The organism is uncultured Endozoicomonas sp. (genome assembly GCF_947495845.1).
In the GTDB taxonomy this organism is placed as follows: domain Bacteria; phylum Pseudomonadota; class Gammaproteobacteria; order Pseudomonadales; family Endozoicomonadaceae; genus Endozoicomonas.
The window spans coordinates 158,394-175,649 of record NZ_CANMAO010000002.1; the positions used below are offsets into that span (position 1 = coordinate 158,394).

General features: G+C 47.4%; 15 protein-coding genes. 7 read left to right on the forward strand and 8 right to left on the reverse strand.

Features of this window, described 5'->3' with window-relative positions:
* Positions 1-82: 82 nt before the first annotated feature.
* Positions 83-271 (forward strand): hypothetical protein, encoded by a 189-nt coding sequence (locus Q1B11_RS02525; protein ID WP_299726879.1) that lies wholly within the window; start codon positions 83-85, stop codon positions 269-271.
* 602 nt (positions 272-873) lie between these two features.
* Here Q1B11_RS02525 and Q1B11_RS02530 read toward each other — a convergent pair.
* Complete coding sequence (locus tag Q1B11_RS02530; RefSeq protein ID WP_067522477.1) at positions 874-1,158, reverse strand: 4a-hydroxytetrahydrobiopterin dehydratase; 285 nt, start codon at positions 1,156-1,158, stop codon at positions 874-876.
* 197 nt (positions 1,159-1,355) lie between these two features.
* Positions 1,356-1,757, reverse strand: coding sequence for a hypothetical protein (locus tag Q1B11_RS02535; RefSeq protein WP_067584706.1), 402 nt, complete (start codon positions 1,755-1,757; stop codon positions 1,356-1,358).
* A gap of 309 nt (positions 1,758-2,066) precedes the next feature.
* Here Q1B11_RS02535 and aat point away from each other — a divergent pair, with 309 nt between their 5' ends.
* The 3 genes from aat to infA all read left to right on the forward strand — a co-directional run bounded on the left by aat (position 2,067) and on the right by infA (position 3,841).
* Positions 2,067-2,786, forward strand: a complete 720-nt coding sequence (gene aat, locus Q1B11_RS02540) for a leucyl/phenylalanyl-tRNA--protein transferase (protein WP_299726902.1) — start codon at positions 2,067-2,069, stop codon at positions 2,784-2,786.
* Positions 2,783-3,490 (forward strand): arginyltransferase, encoded by a 708-nt coding sequence (locus Q1B11_RS02545; RefSeq protein WP_299726905.1) that lies wholly within the window; start codon positions 2,783-2,785, stop codon positions 3,488-3,490. The genes aat and Q1B11_RS02545 overlap by 4 nt, the downstream gene beginning before the upstream one ends.
* A gap of 132 nt (positions 3,491-3,622) precedes the next feature.
* A complete protein-coding gene (gene infA, locus Q1B11_RS02550; RefSeq protein ID WP_034842760.1) occupies positions 3,623-3,841 on the forward strand; it encodes a translation initiation factor IF-1 in 219 nt (72 codons plus the stop codon).
* A 51-nt stretch (positions 3,842-3,892) separates the two neighbouring features.
* On the opposite strand, the gene clpA is transcribed toward infA, so the two are convergent.
* From clpA to icd, 3 genes are all read right to left on the reverse strand, one after another.
* Positions 3,893-6,199 carry an ATP-dependent Clp protease ATP-binding subunit ClpA gene (gene clpA, locus Q1B11_RS02555; protein WP_299726919.1) on the reverse strand — a complete coding sequence of 769 codons (2,307 nt, stop codon included), beginning with the start codon at positions 6,197-6,199 and terminating at the stop codon, positions 3,893-3,895.
* A 20-nt stretch (positions 6,200-6,219) separates the two neighbouring features.
* Complete coding sequence (gene clpS / locus Q1B11_RS02560; RefSeq protein WP_095210643.1) at positions 6,220-6,576, reverse strand: ATP-dependent Clp protease adapter ClpS; 357 nt, start codon at positions 6,574-6,576, stop codon at positions 6,220-6,222.
* A gap of 370 nt (positions 6,577-6,946) precedes the next feature.
* Positions 6,947-8,203 carry an NADP-dependent isocitrate dehydrogenase gene (gene icd / locus Q1B11_RS02565; protein ID WP_299726930.1) on the reverse strand — a complete coding sequence of 419 codons (1,257 nt, stop codon included), beginning with the start codon at positions 8,201-8,203 and terminating at the stop codon, positions 6,947-6,949.
* A gap of 421 nt (positions 8,204-8,624) precedes the next feature.
* Between icd and mnmA the strand changes: the two genes are divergently transcribed.
* From mnmA to purB, 3 genes are all read left to right on the forward strand, one after another.
* Complete coding sequence (gene mnmA, locus Q1B11_RS02570) at positions 8,625-9,752, forward strand: tRNA 2-thiouridine(34) synthase MnmA (protein WP_299727241.1); 1,128 nt, start codon at positions 8,625-8,627, stop codon at positions 9,750-9,752.
* Positions 9,753-9,787: 35 nt separating this feature from the next.
* Complete coding sequence (gene hflD, locus Q1B11_RS02575; RefSeq protein WP_299726933.1) at positions 9,788-10,405, forward strand: high frequency lysogenization protein HflD; 618 nt, start codon at positions 9,788-9,790, stop codon at positions 10,403-10,405.
* Positions 10,406-10,555: 150 nt separating this feature from the next.
* Positions 10,556-11,935, forward strand: a complete 1,380-nt coding sequence (gene purB, locus Q1B11_RS02580) for an adenylosuccinate lyase (RefSeq protein ID WP_299726936.1) — start codon at positions 10,556-10,558, stop codon at positions 11,933-11,935.
* 3 nt (positions 11,936-11,938) lie between these two features.
* On the opposite strand, the gene Q1B11_RS02585 is transcribed toward purB, so the two are convergent.
* From Q1B11_RS02585 to Q1B11_RS02595, 3 genes are all read right to left on the reverse strand, one after another.
* Entirely contained in the window at positions 11,939-13,423 is a 1,485-nt protein-coding gene (locus tag Q1B11_RS02585; protein WP_299726939.1) for a DHA2 family efflux MFS transporter permease subunit, read from the reverse strand.
* Positions 13,413-14,480: an HlyD family secretion protein gene (locus Q1B11_RS02590; RefSeq protein ID WP_299726942.1), complete on the reverse strand. Its 1,068-nt coding sequence runs from the start codon at positions 14,478-14,480 to the stop codon at positions 13,413-13,415. The genes Q1B11_RS02585 and Q1B11_RS02590 overlap by 11 nt, the downstream gene beginning before the upstream one ends.
* A gap of 203 nt (positions 14,481-14,683) precedes the next feature.
* Positions 14,684-16,867 carry a malate synthase G gene (locus tag Q1B11_RS02595; protein ID WP_299726946.1) on the reverse strand — a complete coding sequence of 728 codons (2,184 nt, stop codon included), beginning with the start codon at positions 16,865-16,867 and terminating at the stop codon, positions 14,684-14,686.
* Between the last annotated feature and the right edge of the window lie 389 nt (positions 16,868-17,256).

The window sequence follows — 17,256 nt, forward strand, 5'->3', positions numbered from 1 at the left end:
TTTTAAAAAAATTGATCTGCGTCAATAGTCGGTTTTGGCTTAGTCTTTATGATTTGCGTACATTTCACACAGGCGAGATTATGTGATGCAACAATCAGCGAACATCTTAAAAAAACTGCACGCTTTAGCCAGCTCAGCCAAAAAAGACCACTCAGCACGCTACGAATGTTTTGAAAGTACAGACGATCTTGCAGCGATGACCAAGCTTGATTTTGCTATTGGAATGATCAATGAGGTAATCAGCCAGTTAGAAGAAAAACTGTCCGACTGACTTTTATTATTGAAATGGTGCCGGGAGCTGGTAAGAGCTTAAGGCACTCTCCTGATTTTTCCCGCAAGCGGTCTTTTATAGATCAGGACACCCGGCTCTAAAGCCGTGCAATCTGATCGGGAACCTGTCCCGCCCTAAAGTGCTACCAACACCGTCAGACGACGACGGGACAAGTATTGCCGCAAATATGCGACCGGTCAAATGATAGACCGGTTTTTTTATGCCCTCAAAACTTGTCTTTGTTTTGGCATGCCAAGTCTGCCAAGTTTTTGCCAAGTTTTTATATCGTTTTGTAGCGGTGTATGCGGAAAACTGGAAATGCTGATCAGGTGATGATTTATCGGTAAGCTGCTGATACTTCGCTGCATAGCAGGAATTTCAACCAAAAAGAAACCCGCGCTTCTGGGGGAAGAAGACACGGGCTAAGACCATTTAGGAGTAAACATTTGGCACACAATCAACGTGCCACAGTCATATAGACCAAGACTGATTCAATCGTAGGGGGGAGTCGATCAAAATCAGCATGGTAATTATGGATCAAATTTCTAATACATCCACTCGAATTTAATATCTTTTCACGATATTAAGAATATCTTTACTTGTTAACTGATTATGACTGGGCGCAACAGCTGCTCAAACAGCTCATCGCAGCGTTGAGCCAACACTCTGTCTTTCTCAAAAACACCGCTCCCCTGTTTTGACTGATGAGTTCCCCAGGCAACGACAACCTTGCCCCATTCAACAACCATACGGGGATGATGCCCATTCAACTCAGCCAAACAGGCAACGGCATTGGCAAAGGCGAGCGCCGTGGAATACTTTTTAAAGGCGTAAGTGCGCTCAATATGCTCGATATCATCATATCGACAAATGTTCCAATCCTTCATGTATGCGCTCCCGCTGAAAGCTCAAATGAACTTAATGATTGATTTCACAGGATAGAAGGGATGCCAGCAACAGGAAAGGAATTTGTGCAAGGAAAAGGGAATATATCAATACTTCCGGCAACAACACAAAGCATGGGATTGGGTGGTTGCCGGTTATTGGGAATAGACGCTGCGATAGGCCTACTCCAAGACCAGAATCAGGCTTCTGCTTCAGCCTCTTCGGTTTTCTCGGATTCAGCTTTCAGCTGCTCCAGCTCCTGATTGGCGGTATTCAGTTGCTGAGTCAATTGCTTCTGCTTGGTTTTCAGTGTTGCATTTTCGCCGGTCAGGGTGCGGTTTTGCTCCTGTAGACGCTTCACCTGCTTCTTCATGCGATCAGGATTGCTGGCGCGCAACTCCTTCAGTTCGCTCTCCATGTTTTTCAGCTGGGCTGCAGACTTTTCAGCTTTCTTTTCCGCTGTTTCCAGACGGGATTTCAGCTGACTGACTTCCTTGTTGTGTTGCTCTGTAATTTCAATAAGAGCGGCAAGACGCTGCTGTTCAATGATATCCATCTCATTGTTGGTATCAATATTTCCGCCCATGCTCAGGGTACCCATAGATGTGATTTCCTCCAGGAAATTCATTTGTCAGAAAAAGGGATAATACTTGCACCAGCGCACATAAAGTACACAGTAGTGTCGGTAGAAAAATTAAGTAGATCTGAATTATTCTTCATTAAGCGGCTGGTAGAAAGCAGAGTATCAAATAGATTAGGCGTGGCATTCTAATACATTAATTTGGACAATAAAAGCATTGCTCTGCAAAATAGTTGTATCAGGCCATGTTTTAACGGAGATCAGTTTACACGGCCAGCCTGATTTAACAACCTTTTTAACGCAGTTTTTAACAAAGGCAAGCCACAAACTATGCAAGAAATTCTGACATTGCTGGCAGATTCAAACATTCTCTTCCCTGATCCTGAAAAAGCATTGGATGAACCGGACGGACTGCTGGCCGTTGGCGGGAACCTGAGCATTGATACATTACTGCAGGCTTATCATAAGGGAATATTTCCATGGTTCAGCGAGGACGACCCTATTCTCTGGTGGTCTCCCAGCGAAAGAATGGTGCTGCACCCTGATCAATTCCATATTTCAAAATCCCTACTTAAATTACTGCGTAAAAGTAAGTATCAGGTCACTATGGATCATGATTTCTCCGGCGTTATCCATCACTGCTCCACTTCGCGACAGAGCCAGGAAGGCACCTGGATCACTGATGAAATGATGGCCGCCTACATTGATTTACACCGTGCCGGTTATGCCCATTCAGTCGAGGTCTGGCATGAGCAAACGTTAGTCGGCGGGTTGTACGGTGTTTCACTGGGAAGTTTATTTTTTGGGGAGTCCATGTTCAGTCTGCAAAGCAACACCTCAAAGATAGCCTTTGCCGCGCTGGCAAATCAGTTGCACCAATGGGGTTTTAAATTGATTGATTGCCAAATGCACTCGACTCATCTTGCATCACTGGGCGCCGTCACCATGCCTCGACAGGAGTTTACCGGATATCTCAACCGCTATTGCCGAACAACGCCCACAGGTGCACACTGGAAGAAAGCATGGCAATGGATTGACCATCAACAATGAGTGAACATAAAAACATTAAATTTTATGCCACACAGCCTCATCAGTGCAGTTATCTACCGGATGAAGAGGCGACCACCCTTTTTATTGACCCTGATATCACCACCGATCAGGCACTTTGCAGTAATTTATCCAATCTGGGGTTTCGCCGGAGTGGCCAACATTTATACCGGCCGCACTGCAACCAATGCAATGCCTGCATTGCATCCCGCATTCCAGCGACTGATTTCTCCATGCGCAGAACTCAGAGAAAGGTATGGTCAAGGAATAGCGATCTAAAGGTCGAAAAACGAACCCCGGAGTATTGTCATGAGCACTATGATTTGTATGAACAATACATCAATCAGTGCCATCATGATGGCGATATGTACCCGGCAACCGTTGAACAATACTCAGCATTTCTGATTGATAATCCCGGGTTTACGTCCTTTTATGAGTTTCGCCTGCAAGGGGAACTATTGGCAGTGTCTGTGGTGGATGAATTACAGAATGCTTTTTCGGCAATCTATACCTACTACAGTCCAAAATATTCAAACCGAAGTTTGGGTAAATACTGTATCCTCTGGTTAATTCATCAGGCTAAGCAACAGCAGATAGATTACGTACACCTTGGGTACTGGATCAAAAACAGCCAGAAAATGAATTACAAAATTGAATTCCGACCCATAGAGCTATACATCAACCAGCAATGGCAGCTTTTGAAGTAAGGAAAAAAGCACAGAAATAACGCGACAAATCACTGCCATACACCAAGGGTACTTTGCTTTACAAATTATTTTCAGGCAGAATGCCCAGCAAAATCAATCACGCCGTACTAACACCTCTGAGGTAGCTATTTAATGGCAAAAGAAGAAAGTCTGGAAATGGAGGGTGTCGTTATCGATACCCTCCCTAACACAATGTTCCGTGTAGAACTGGAAAATGGGCACGTCGTCACCGCTCATATTTCAGGAAAAATGCGCAAAAACTACATTCGCATCCTGACTGGAGACAAGGTAAAGGTTGAACTGACACCTTACGATCTGACCAAAGGTCGCATCACTTACCGTTCTCGTTAAACAGGGGCCTTAAGCCCCTGTTTTTCTATCTACTGTCTAAACGTCCTACCGTCACTCTCCACTGTCCATCGCTTCGAGATCCGTTGTGCGCTGTTTCGTAGGTTCGTACTTCAAATGCAACTTTCCTTTGCGGACCGTCACCTTCACCATTCCACCCCGCTCCGCCAGCTTGCCGAACAGAATCTGCTCAGCCAATGGTTTCTTGAGATGCTCCTGAATAACACGACCCATCGGGCGTGCACCCATTTGGCGATCAAAGCCTTCTTCGGATAACCAACTACGAGCCTTATCATCCACATCCAACTGGACCATTTTCTCATCCAATTGGGCTTGAAGCTCGGTCAGGAACTTATCAACCACATGCTTGATGATGTCATCATTCAGTGCACCAAATGGAATGATAGAGTCCAGGCGATTCCTGAATTCAGGCGTAAATGTCTTCTTGATTGCCTCAGTACCATCAGTAACATGATCCTGCTCAAGGAAGCCAATGGAGCTTCGGGTCATTTTTTCTGCACCGGCATTGGTGGTCATAATCACAATAACATTACGGAAATCAGCCTTACGACCATTGTTGTCTGTTAGTGTTCCATGATCCATGACCTGCAACAAAAGGTTGAAAACATCAGAGTGCCCTTTTTCAATCTCATCCAGCAACAGCACGCAATGTGGCGTTTTATTGATGGCTTCTGTCAGCAGACCGCCCTGATCAAAACCCACATAACCCGGAGGCGCACCAATCAAACGGGACACGGTATGGGCTTCCATGTACTCAGACATATCAAAGCGCACCAGCTCAATACCTAACGCCTTGGCTAACTGACGACAGACTTCCGTTTTACCAACCCCCGTCGGACCGGAAAACAAGAAGGAACCCACCGGCTTTTCTGGTGCTTTTAATCCTGCTCTGGAAAGCTTGATTGCAGTAGACAGCGAAGTAATGGCTTCATCTTGACCAAACACAACCATCTTCAAGTTGCGCTCAAGCTTACCAAGTAATTCTTTGTCAGACGAAGAAACCGATTTAGGCGGAATCCTTGCCATCTTGGCAACAATGCTTTCAACATCATCAACATCAATCACTTTCTTCCGCTGATCTTCAGGCTGAAGACGCTGATACGCACCGGCCTCGTCAATAACGTCAATGGCTTTATCCGGCATATGACGATCATTAATGTAGCGCCCTGCCAACTCAGCGGCAGCCTTTAATGCTGCATCCTGATATTCAATGCAATGATGCTCTTCAAACTTTTTCTTCAGGCCAAGTAATATCTGAAAGGTGTCTTCTACATCCGGCTCGACGATATCCACTTTTTGGAATCGTCTGGCAAGGGCTCTATCTTTTTCAAAGATCCCTCGAAATTCCTGGAAGGTCGTCGAACCCACACAACGAAGTTCACCGGATGTCAGCATCGGTTTTAGAAGGTTAGATGCATCCATAACACCGCCAGAAGCTGCACCGGCACCAATGATGGTATGAATCTCATCAATAAACAGAATCGCATGATCCAGTTTTTTCAGCTCACCCAGCAACTGTTTGAAACGCTTTTCAAAATCACCGCGATATTTGGTGCCGGCAAGTAATGAACCTAGATCCAGGGAATACACAACACTCTCAGAGAGCACTTCTGGCACTTCACCATCGACAATTCTACGAGCCAAACCTTCAGCAATCGCCGTCTTACCAACACCCGCCTCACCAACAAGAAGCGGATTATTCTTACGACGCCGGGTCAGAATCTGACAAACACGCTCAACTTCATCAGCACGACCCACCAGTGGATCTATCCGACCTAAACGAGCCTGCTCGTTTAAATCAGATGCGTACAGTTTTAATGGATTCTTCGATTTACCAGAGCTGGTAGGCTCTGATTCCATTTCTTCTGAAAGATCATGCCCAATTTCTTCCAGTTCCTGCCCAGGGGTTTTGGCAATACCATGGGCTATGAAATTGACCACATCAATTCGGGCAACGTCCTGCTGTTTCAAAAAATAAACAGCCTGGCTTTCCTGCTCACTAAAGATGGCCACGAGAACATTGGCGCCAGTGACTTCTTTCTTGCCTGAACTCTGTACATGAAAAACCGCACGCTGCAGCACTCGCTGAAAACCCAATGTAGGTTGAGTTTCACGTTCAGAGTCACCGTCGGGAATTAAAGGTGTCGTGGAACTGACAAACTCCATCAAATCCTGACGGAGCTTTTTGAGATCGATACCGCAGGAAATCAGCACTCTTGAGGCCGATTCATTATCGAGAAGAGCCAGCAAGAGGTGTTCAACCGTCATAAATTCATGTCGGTTTTCCCTGGCATCTTTAAATGCATTATTCAGTGTCGCTTCGAGATCTTTGTTGAGCATATGGTTCAACCTTGAAAATGCTAATCGGCCTTTTCTGTTTTACACAGCAGGGGATGGTCATTTTCTCTGGAATATTCATTTACCTGCTGTGCCTTGGTCTCTGCGATATCCTTGCTAAACACGCCACAAACTGCTTTTCCCTGCGTGTGTACCATTAGCATGGTCTGGGTCGCCTTTCCCTCTGGCATACTGAAAAATTTCTCCAGTACCTCAACAACAAAATCCATGGGTGTAAAGTCATCGTTCAGGAGTAAAACCTGATACATGGGCGGAGGCGCAAGTCTGGTTTTCTCCGGGGCTACAGCGACACCCAGATCTGCATCCAGATCACCTTCCTCTCTATCCAAGCTTAGACGAAACAGTTCGAGATTACTCATGGTTTATGGCTGTAACCTTAACATTCAAACTTACCTTCTGATTACTCATACCGCATCCGGAGCAACAAAAGCAACGATTAAGTCTTAGTACCAAGGGCCAATCATAAAATTCATTGAGCGTTAAAAAGCTGATCGGCACGCCAGGATAAGTTTTGACAAAATCTCAGGATTTGGCATCCATGCATTAAAAATTGACAATAACGATAGGTATTTTAACACTATCCATTGTCTGATGACGCAATATTAACGAGAGGTGATCAAAAAACAAGCAGTGAAAAAATAAATCAAGAAATGGAATAAACCTGATTTTGCCCAATCAAAAAAGCCGGACATAAAATCCGGCTTTCATGATCACAACATCAAACGCACATTACATATGCTTAATGATCTCATCACCAAACTCAGAGCACTTCACTAGAGTTGCTCCATCCATCAGGCGCTCAAAATCATAGGTAACGGTCTTGGCGCCAATGGCTCCATCCATACCTTTGATGATCAAATCAGCTGCTTCATTCCAACCCATGTGACGCAGCATCATTTCTGCAGACAGAATTACTGAACCAGGGTTCACTTTATCCTGACCTGCATACTTCGGTGCTGTACCGTGCGTGGCTTCAAACACAGCAGTCGGCGCACCAATGTTGGCACCTGGAGCGATACCAATGCCACCCACCTGTGCTGCCAGAGCATCGGAGATATAATCGCCGTTCAGGTTGAGAGTAGCGATAACATCGTATTCAGCCGGACGCAGTAGGATCTGCTGCAGGAACGCATCCGCAATGACATCCTTGATCACGATCTCTTTGCCAGTATTCGGATTCTTGATGGTATGCCATGGGCCACCGTCCAGAGGCTCACCGCCAAAGAACTCAACAGCCGTATCGTAACCCCAGTCCTTGAAAGAACCTTCGGTGAATTTCATAATATTACCCTTGTGCACCAGGGTAACCGAGTCACGATTGTTGTCGATGGCAAACTGAATGGCTTTCTTCACCAAACGCTGAGTGCCTTCTTTAGAAACCGGCTTAACACCAATACCGCAATCCTTGTCGAAGCGGATTTTCGTCACGCCCATTTCATCACGCAGGAAGGCAATCAGCTTGTCAGCTTCAGTAGTGCCTGCCTTCCATTCGATACCTGCATAGATATCTTCAGAGTTTTCACGGAAGATGACCATGTCAGTTTTGCCAGGTTCTTTTACCGGGCTTGGAACGCCTTCGAACCAGCGCACTGGGCGAATACAGGCAAACAGATCCAACTCCTGACGCAGAGCAACGTTCAAAGAACGAATGCCGCCACCCACTGGTGTGGTTAGAGGACCCTTGATACTTACAACATATTCTTTCAGGGCTTCCAGAGTTTCTTCTGGCATCCACGTGTTTTCGTCATAAACCTGGGTGGCTTTTTCACCACAATACACTTCCATCCAGGCAATTTTACGCTGCCCCTGATAGGCTTTCTCTACCGCTGCATCAACCACTTTCAGCATGGCTGGCGATACGTCGACACCAATGCCATCACCTTCAATAAAAGGGATAACCGGGGTGTTTGGAACATTAAGGGAGAGGTCCTCATTGACGGTAATTTTGTCACCGTTAGCAGGCACCGAAATCTTTTGGTATCCCATTATTAACTCCATTCTCTAATCATCGGGTTGGCCAGATGAATGCCGGGTTCTTTAATTTTTTGTCTTTATATAGGTGCAAGTCGCCTGACTGCGTGCCCTTCCAAGGCCAATTGTTTTGAAAATGCGATAACCGGCTGGCATTTTCTGACCCCGAAGTGAACGATAATCTATCCTCACGAACGCATTCATTACTCAAGTGGTTACTACCGTTCAAGGCAGTTTGAGACTGTGACTCGAATGCAATCAGACATCTGCAAAAACGCGTATACCATATACCATCCTTGATCAGGAATAAATTAAGTTTTGTTAAAAAACGAAACCGGCATCCGCAAAAACCTCTAACGTTAGCTCCATATAGATTCATCGGTGGCTTAACGGTAAAATGCTCTTTTTTCATAGGCAGTAGCATTTTCCCGTGAGCATGGAAACCTCTTCAGCAAACGCATCTTCAAGCGCATCTTCAATAAAGGGTCGGGTTATCGTTGGCATGTCCGGCGGTGTCGACTCATCGGTTTCTGCATTGCTGTTAATGCAGCAGGGATACCAGGTTGAAGGCCTGTTCATGAAGAACTGGGAAGAAGACGATGGCACCGAATATTGTACGGCCATGACCGATCTTGCAGATGCACAGGCGGTGTGTGACAAGCTGGGCATCAAGCTGCACAAAGCCAATTTTGCCGCGGAATACTGGGACAATGTTTTCGAACACTTTCTTCATGAATATAAGAATGGAAGAACACCGAACCCTGACATTCTCTGCAACAAAGAGATTAAATTTAAGGCATTTCTCGATTACGCCATGACACTGGGCAGCGATCTCATCGCCATGGGGCATTATTGCCAGCGAATTGATCAAGATGGCCATAGCTATCTGGTGAAAGGTGCGGATAACAACAAAGATCAAACATACTTCCTGCACGCCGTAAATGAAGCGCAGATTGCCCGCACACTATTCCCGGTTGGCCATCTTCAGAAGCCAGAGGTTCGTCGCATTGCTGAAGAACACGATCTGGTGACCCATAACAAAAAAGACAGTACCGGCATCTGTTTTATCGGTGAACGTCGATTCAAGGATTTTCTGAAGCAGTACCTGCCCGCACAACCCGGGGCCATTGAAACCACAGACGGTGACATCATTGGTGAGCACGCCGGCCTGATGTACCACACAATTGGCCAACGACAAGGCCTGGGCATTGGTGGCCTGAAAAATGCCAGTGAAGCGCCATGGTACGTACTTGAAAAAGACCTTGAGAGAAATGTTTTGATTGTCGGTCAAGGCACAGACCATCCAATGCTCTTCTCCAGCAGCCTCACCTGTTCCCATATTGACTGGGTGTCCGGCTCTGCACCAGCATTGCCAGCAAAACTCACCGCCAAGGTTCGTTATCGCCAGCAAGATCAACAGTGCACATTAACCATGGATGCCAATGGTCAATATCACGTGACGTTTGATGTACCTCAAAGAGCAGTAACACCGGGACAATCCGTGGTTTTTTATGACAATCAAACCTGCCTTGGTGGCGGTGTTATTGAAACTCGTCATTCCTAACTCATAACTTTTACCACCTGCAGAGAACAGCATCGGTGCGACATTCAATGATGGATCAGGCGGCAGCTCTTTCTGGCGTATTCCAGGCCGCAGAGCTCGTCGACAAGCTAGCCAAGACCGGGCAGTGCGACAGTGAGGTCATGAACGCCTCAATCAACAGTATTTTTATCACCTCACCTCAAAGTGTGTCCGAGGTTTATGGCGGTTTTGAACATCTGAGCACAGGGCGCAAATCCCTTGAATCAGTACTCAGCAGAAACAGCTCCGCTATTCAAGGAGATGTGGTCCGTTATGCCCTCGCCCTGATCCACATCGAAAAGAAGCTCAGCCGAAACTCAAAAATGCTGGGCACCATAAGCTCCCGGCTGGCACGCTCTCAGGAACAAGCCAATCACTTTGGTCCCAATCACGAGAACGTGATATCCAGTCTCGCCAGTGTGTATTTAGACACCATCAGCACCTTTAAAACCCGCATCCAAGTGAATGGTGATGCTCGACACCTGCAAAACTCGATGAATGCCAGCCGTATTCGCGCTGTATTATTGGCCGGCATTCGTTCCGCCATGCTCTGGCGACAATGCGGTGGTAGCCGCTGGCATCTATTTATAGGCAGGAACAAGCTCTTGGACGCCGTCAAACGCCTACCATCCTAACCCTATAAAAATAACGATGGGCCCCGACAATCCAAATGGGCCCATTGTTTAATCCTAAAAACAACCCGATTTCTTCTGCTCCCACCTACGATTACCACGCCATTTCAGGTATCATGCGCTCTTTCTTTTCCTCCGGCATAAGGCAAGAACATGGAGCTGAATGCACTGACCGCAGTGTCTCCCATCGATGGACGTTACGGTGATAAGACGCAATCTCTGAGAACCATTTTTAGTGAATACGGGTTGATTCGCTTTCGGGTGGCTGTGGAGGTTCGCTGGTTACAATCCCTGGCGGAGCATGCTGATATTCAGGAAGTCCCTGCCCTGTCGGCAGAAGCCAATCAATTACTGGATGCCTTGGTCACCGATTTTTCCATGACCGAAGCTTCCCGTATCAAGGAAATCGAACGCACCACCAACCACGATGTTAAAGCCGTAGAGTACCTGATTAAAGAGCGTTTTCAGGGCAATGCAGAACTGTCTGCCATCAGTGAATTTGTTCATTTTGCCTGTACTTCCGAAGACATCAATAACCTCTCCCACGGTTTGATGCTGAAAACCGGCATGGAAGACGTGGTGTTGCCAGAGATGCGCAAGATTATTGCCGCCATCGAAAGTCTGGCAAAGACCCATGCTGACCAACCAATGCTGTCACGCACCCACGGTCAGACTGCTTCACCAACCACCTTTGGCAAAGAGATGGCCAATGTCGCTTATCGTCTGAAGCGACAAATCCGCCAGATTGAAAGCGTGACCCCAATGGGCAAAATCAACGGCGCCGTTGGTAACTACAATGCACATCTGTCGGCTTATCCGGAAGTAAACTGGGCAGATCATGCCGAACGGTTTGTCACCAGCCTTGGTCTTGAGTTCAACCCGTACACCACACAGATTGAGCCCCACGATTACATCGCCGAACTGTATGACGGCATCTGTCGTTTCAATACCATTCTGATCGACTTTGATCGTGACGTGTGGGGTTACATTTCTCTAGGCTATTTCAAGCAGAGAACGGTTGCTGGTGAAGTGGGCTCTTCCACCATGCCGCACAAAGTTAACCCCATCGACTTCGAAAATTCCGAAGGCAACTTGGGTATAGCCAATGCCATCATGCAACATCTTGCAGCCAAGCTTCCGGTATCCCGCTGGCAGCGGGATCTGACGGATTCTACCGTGCTGAGAAACATGGGCGTCGGTCTTGGTCAGAGCTTGATTGCTTACGCCGCGACACTGAAAGGCGTTAGCAAGTTGGAAGCCTCCCCCGCCCGATTGAATGATGATCTCGACAAAGCCTGGGAAGTTCTGGCAGAACCCATTCAAACCGTAATGCGTCGCTACGGCATTGATCAGCCTTACGAAAAACTGAAAGCACTCACCCGCGGCCAAGATGGCATTACCAAAGCAACACTCGCCACCTTCATCGAAGGGCTTGAGATGCCAGATAGTGTCAAAGCTGAACTAAAAGCAATGACACCGGCTTCCTATATCGGTAACGCATCCGAACAGGCACTGGCCATTGAAAGTCACTGAGCATCATGAAACCTTCCGCTTAAACAGCGGAATCAGTGCGATCAATACAATATAAATTGCCACCATCACGGTGAAGCAATAAACAAACGCCAGCATGGTGGATTGCTGATGCAACATGGCAGCTATCTTTTCCAAAAACACCGTGCTGGTGACTTCCATACCTGACCGTTCCGCATAATTTTGTAAAATCGGATTATCTGCAGCAAGGCTTCCTCCCAAACTGTGCCACTCTTCCTGCTGAACATAGCTGAAGTAAGTATTAATGATAGCGATACCGATGGAAGAACCGATGGTCCTGCAAAGGTTGAACATGGCGGTGCCACCGGGCACCCAATCTGCAGGCAGCGTGGCAAAAGCCAGTTTTGACAACGGTGCAAACACCAACCCCATCCCTGCCCCTTGAATCACTGACGGTAAAATAAGCCAGAATTCATCCACTTCCAGAGGGTACTGGCTCATGTGCCAGACACCGACCGCGTTCAGAGCCAAACCAAGTAGTACAAACCAGCGCTCATCCACCTTATCCATTAACGGTGCCGCCATCATCAGCACAATGGCTGACGCTATGCCTCGAGGCGCCATGATAAAACCTGCAGTCTGAACGGGGTAATCATACAACTGTTGAAGCAGCATGGGCTGAAGTTGCAAAACACCAAACGTCCCCACAGCAAACAGGTTGGCCACCAGACAGGAAATACCCAGATTGCGATTCATCAGCATCCAGGCTGGAGCAATATCGCCCCGGGTTTTGCAAGATCGAATGATAAATGCAGCAATCATCACCACGCTGGCGATGGAGGAAAAAAGAATAAAGTTCGAACTGAACCAGTTTTTCTCATTCCCCTGGGACAGGACCATCTGCAACAAACCAATACCCAGCGCCATGGTGGTAATCAACAGCCAGTCCATTGGGGCTTCTCCCTGATTGCTAATCCTGATATTTCTTAAAATCAGCAATACGCACAGCGCACCAACAGGAAGATTGATGTAAAATACCCAGCGCCAATTGAGATGCTCCGTCAGAACACCGCCAATGGCGGGCCCCAGTACCGGCCCAACCATCACACCAATGGCAAAAATCGCCATGGCCTTGCCCTGTTCCTCTTTGGGATACACCTGCATCAAAACCGATTGACTCAAAGGAATGACAGGCGCCGCAAACAACCCCTGCAAAATCCTGAATACAATCATTTCCATTAACGAGTCGGCCTGACCGCACAGGGCGGAAAACAGAATAAAGCCCAAAATGGAATAGAGTAAAAGATGTCGTTCACCCAGCCGGCGGGTCAAAAAAGCGGCCAGAGGAATACAAATCGCTTCTGCCATGGCAAAGCTGGTGAGCACCCAGGTAATCTGTTCAGAAGTGGCTCCCAGTGCTCCCATCATATCCGGCAGAGCGACATTGGCGACGGTCATGTCGATCAGCACCATTAACGACGATGTGATAATCGTAATGGTCACCGCGGCTCTGCTGACATTATTGACCATGGTTCACCGCTGCACTGCCAGCCCTATCTTTTGTCGCCACTTTGGTAACAACAGTATCGACAGCCACCGTATCGACAACCACAGCGGCACTTGCTCCGACTCTGAGCGGTTTGTCATCATCAGCATCCAACCGAATGCTCACCGGAAAGCGCTGAGTGATTTTGACCCAGTTCCCCGTCGCATTCTCTGGTGGCAATAACGAAAACGCACTGCCACTGGCTGGAGAAATTGATTCGACGACACCTTTCATTGGACTATCCGGGTACATATCCAATGTCACACTGGCCGACATACCGGGTTTAATACGAGCAAGGTCGTCTTCTTTATAATTGGCCTGCACCCAGAAACTTCCGGCTTCCACCAAGGGAAACATGGCCTGCCCCATGCTAACCACACTGCCCGGATGCACATTGATCAACCCCACCCTGCCATCCACGGCGGCGGCAATATTGGTATAGGAAAGGTTCAAGGTGGCGGTCATTAAATCTGCCGCCGCAACTTGCACAGCCGGCGCATCTTTCCCAACAGTTCCCTGTTCGGCGACCAACTGTTCCATATGTGCTTTGGCACTGGTGACCGTTTCCCGCGCCGTCGTTAATGCCGCTTTGGCATTGTCACCATCTTGCTTGGGAAGTACGCTTGAATCCACCAGCGTCATGGTGCGTTTGAAGTTTATCTGGACTTTTCGAAGGTTCGCACCAGCAGTAACGACATCAGCACTGGCCGCATTAATCGCCTTGCTAGTCGCCAGATTCTGCTCTGCTGCCACCTCATAGGCTGCACGGGCTTTTTTCAGTTGCGCCTCATAAGGGGCAGGATCGATTTGAACCAACAACTCCCCTTCATGAACATAAACATAATTGCCAGCATTAACTGTGCTGACCATGCCGCCCACCTGGGGAGAAACATAAATGATATTGCCGTGAACGTAAGCATTATCAGTACCCGGATATTTTCGCTGATGTTCGAGGTAAAACCAGGCTGCAATACCCAGAGCGATAACCAGTAACAAACTGATTACCCAGTTCTTAACGGAGTGGGAAGACGTGTTTTCCATTTAACAACCAGACAGGACAATGAATGGGGAGGTTTGAAGGCAATCAACTAAACAATTGAAGGGTCCAGAAAGCGTAGTTCAGGTTGTGACTGTGGTCGACTAAAAACAGTGCTCACCTAAAAAACAGCGGTCGTCTGATTATAATAAGTAAAGGAAGGAAAGAGTGCTGAAAACAGCACTCTTTTACGACATGTGACCGATTTTTACTTGGAGGATTGCTGCGCCTTAAACTCTTTTCTGCGCTTATGGAGAACCGGTTCGGTGTAACCGTTAGGCTGCTCACAACCTTGCAGCACCAATTCCAGAGCCGCCGTAAAAGCAACACTCTGATCAAAGTCTGGCGCCATCGGCTGATAAGCACTATCACCGGCATTCTGTTGATCAACCACCACAGCCATGCGCTGCATAGTTTCCAACACCTGCTCTTCTGTACAAACCTTATGACGAAGCCAGTTAGCAATGTGCTGACTGGATATACGCAGCGTTGCCCGATCTTCCATCAAACCCACGTTGCTGATGTCCGGCACCTTAGAGCAGCCAACACCCTGATCAATCCAGCGAACCACATAACCCAGAATACCCTGGGCATTGTTATCCAACTCTTTCTGGATCAGCTCTGGCGTCAGGTGACTGGTATCCGCCAGTACCGGAATCTCCAGAATATCATCAACACTGGCTTTCTTACGGCTGAACAATTCTTCCTGAACCGTTTGAACATTCACACGGTGATAATGCACGGCATGTAACGTTGCACCATTAGGCGACGGTACCCAGGCAGTATTAGCACCGGACAGAGGATGAGCAATCTTTTGCTCCATCATCTTGGCCATTTCATCAGGCATGGCCCACATGCCTTTACCAATTTGCGCTTTACCCGGCAGCCCTGCTCTTAAACCGACATCGACGTTTTGATCTTCATACGCCTGAATCCAGGTGGATTGCTTCATCTCACCTTTTGGAATCACCGCGCCTGCTTCCATGCTGGTATGAATCTCATCGCCAGTACGATCAAGGAAGCCGGTATTGATAAAGACAATGCGATCTTTGGCAATGCGGATACATTCTTTCAGGTTAATGGAGGTTCTGCGCTCCTCATCCATAATACCAACTTTCAAGGTGTTAGCCGGCAAATCCAAAGCAATTTCGATGCGATCGAACAGCTTGCAGGTAAACGCCACTTCTTCCGGGCCGTGCATCTTTGGTTTTACGATATAAACACTGCCTTCACGGGAGTTGCGACGCCCACCGCTTTTCTGCAAATCGTGCATGGCGATCAGTGACGTAAACATACCATCCATAATGCCTTCGGGAATCTCATTGCCCTTAGCGTCCAGAATGGCATCGTTAGTCATCAGGTGTCCGACATTGCGAACAAACATCAGACTTCTGCCCGGTAATATCAGTTCACCACCGTCCGCTGCCGTATAAACCCTATCTTCATTAAGCTGACGGGTTAACGATTCACCGCCTTTGACAAACGTGTCTTGCAAGTTACCTTTCATCAAACCGAGCCAGTTGCGATAAACCAGAGTTTTATCTTCTGCATCTACCGCAGCAACCGAATCTTCGCAGTCCATAATAGTGGTGATGGCCGCTTCAATCAGCAAATCCTGAACGTTAGCGGCATCACTCTTACCGATAACGCCTTCAGCATCGACCTGAATTTCAATGTGTAAACCATTGTTTTTAAGGAGAAGGGCATCAGGCTTGCTGGCTGCACCGGAAAAACCAACGAACTTTTCTGTGTCTTGCAAAGAAGTTACAGAACCGTCTTGCAAAGAAATCGCCAGGTTGTTTTCAAGCACCTGATAACGAACGGCATCCGCATGACTACCGGAAACCAGAGGCGCCGCATCATCCAACAATTCACGACCAAACTCTATGACCTTCTGACCACGGATTGGGTTATACCCTTTTCCTTTCTCAGCACCGCCATCTTCGGAGATGGCATCGGTACCGTATAAAGCGTCGTACAAACTGCCCCAGCGCGCATTAGCAGCGTTTAGAGCAAAACGGGCATTCATCACTGGCACAACCAGCTGAGGGCCCGCTTGAAGAGCGATTTCACTGTCCACGTTTTCCGTCGCAATGGTGAAATCACCGCCGTCTGGTAGTAGGTAACCAATGTCTTGCAAAAAGGATTTATACGTCGCTTTGGTTTCAGCATTGAATGTGTTTTTACGATGCCAGCCGTCGATCTGCTCTTGCAATTGATCACGGCGGGCCAACAATGCCTTGTTTTCCGGGGCCAATTCGATGACCAGCGATTCCAGGGACTGCCAGAAGCGATCGGGCTCAATACCAGTTCCTGGCGCAATATCATTGACCAGTAAATCATGTAGGGTTTTGGCAATCTGCAGGCCACCCTTCTGGATACGTTCAGTCATCTGTGCCTCACTTCCTGATTGTCGTTATTGTTGAATTAGGAACATGAAACCCTCAGCGGATAGCCAAGCTTATAGCTAGTCCAAATGCAGGGTATATTTGGCACGATAGTATAGAAATGGGTGAATAATGCCAATCAGCAGGGGTTATGACGGGTATTTTCAATATGAATAAGAGCGCGTTAAGTTGAAGTAGCCCGTGCTTTCGAAACTATGATGTCATTTGCTCATCCAATGCTTACGCATGAGTATTCGCATTCTCATTTAGACGGCGATGAATTTGTATTTGGGTTAATAAGCGGGCGATTTCATGACATCACACATTGATTTTGATTCGGGAAAAAATAACACAGCTCAAAATGTAGCTTCTCAATAACTGCTGGGAAACGTTA

Excerpts from the sequence above, each read along its gene's own strand:
- Q1B11_RS02530 (WP_067522477.1), bottom strand. The coding sequence starts at position 1,158 with ATGAAGGATTGGAACATTTGTCGATATGATGATATCGAGCATATTGAG.
- Q1B11_RS02535 (WP_067584706.1), bottom strand. The coding sequence starts at position 1,757 with ATGGGTACCCTGAGCATGGGCGGAAATATTGATACCAACAATGAGATG.
- aat (WP_299726902.1), top strand. The coding sequence starts at position 2,067 with ATGCAAGAAATTCTGACATTGCTGGCAGATTCAAACATTCTCTTCCCT.
- Q1B11_RS02545 (WP_299726905.1), top strand. The coding sequence starts at position 2,783 with ATGAGTGAACATAAAAACATTAAATTTTATGCCACACAGCCTCATCAG.
- infA (WP_034842760.1), top strand. The coding sequence starts at position 3,623 with ATGGCAAAAGAAGAAAGTCTGGAAATGGAGGGTGTCGTTATCGATACC.
- clpA (WP_299726919.1), bottom strand. The coding sequence starts at position 6,199 with ATGCTCAACAAAGATCTCGAAGCGACACTGAATAATGCATTTAAAGAT.
- clpS (WP_095210643.1), bottom strand. The coding sequence starts at position 6,576 with ATGAGTAATCTCGAACTGTTTCGTCTAAGCTTGGATAGAGAGGAAGGT.
- icd (WP_299726930.1), bottom strand. The coding sequence starts at position 8,203 with ATGGGATACCAAAAGATTTCGGTGCCTGCTAACGGTGACAAAATTACC.
- mnmA (WP_299727241.1), top strand. The coding sequence starts at position 8,625 with ATGGAAACCTCTTCAGCAAACGCATCTTCAAGCGCATCTTCAATAAAG.
- purB (WP_299726936.1), top strand. The coding sequence starts at position 10,556 with ATGGAGCTGAATGCACTGACCGCAGTGTCTCCCATCGATGGACGTTAC.
- Q1B11_RS02585 (WP_299726939.1), bottom strand. The coding sequence starts at position 13,423 with ATGGTCAATAATGTCAGCAGAGCCGCGGTGACCATTACGATTATCACA.
- Q1B11_RS02590 (WP_299726942.1), bottom strand. The coding sequence starts at position 14,480 with ATGGAAAACACGTCTTCCCACTCCGTTAAGAACTGGGTAATCAGTTTG.
- Q1B11_RS02595 (WP_299726946.1), bottom strand. The coding sequence starts at position 16,867 with ATGACTGAACGTATCCAGAAGGGTGGCCTGCAGATTGCCAAAACCCTA.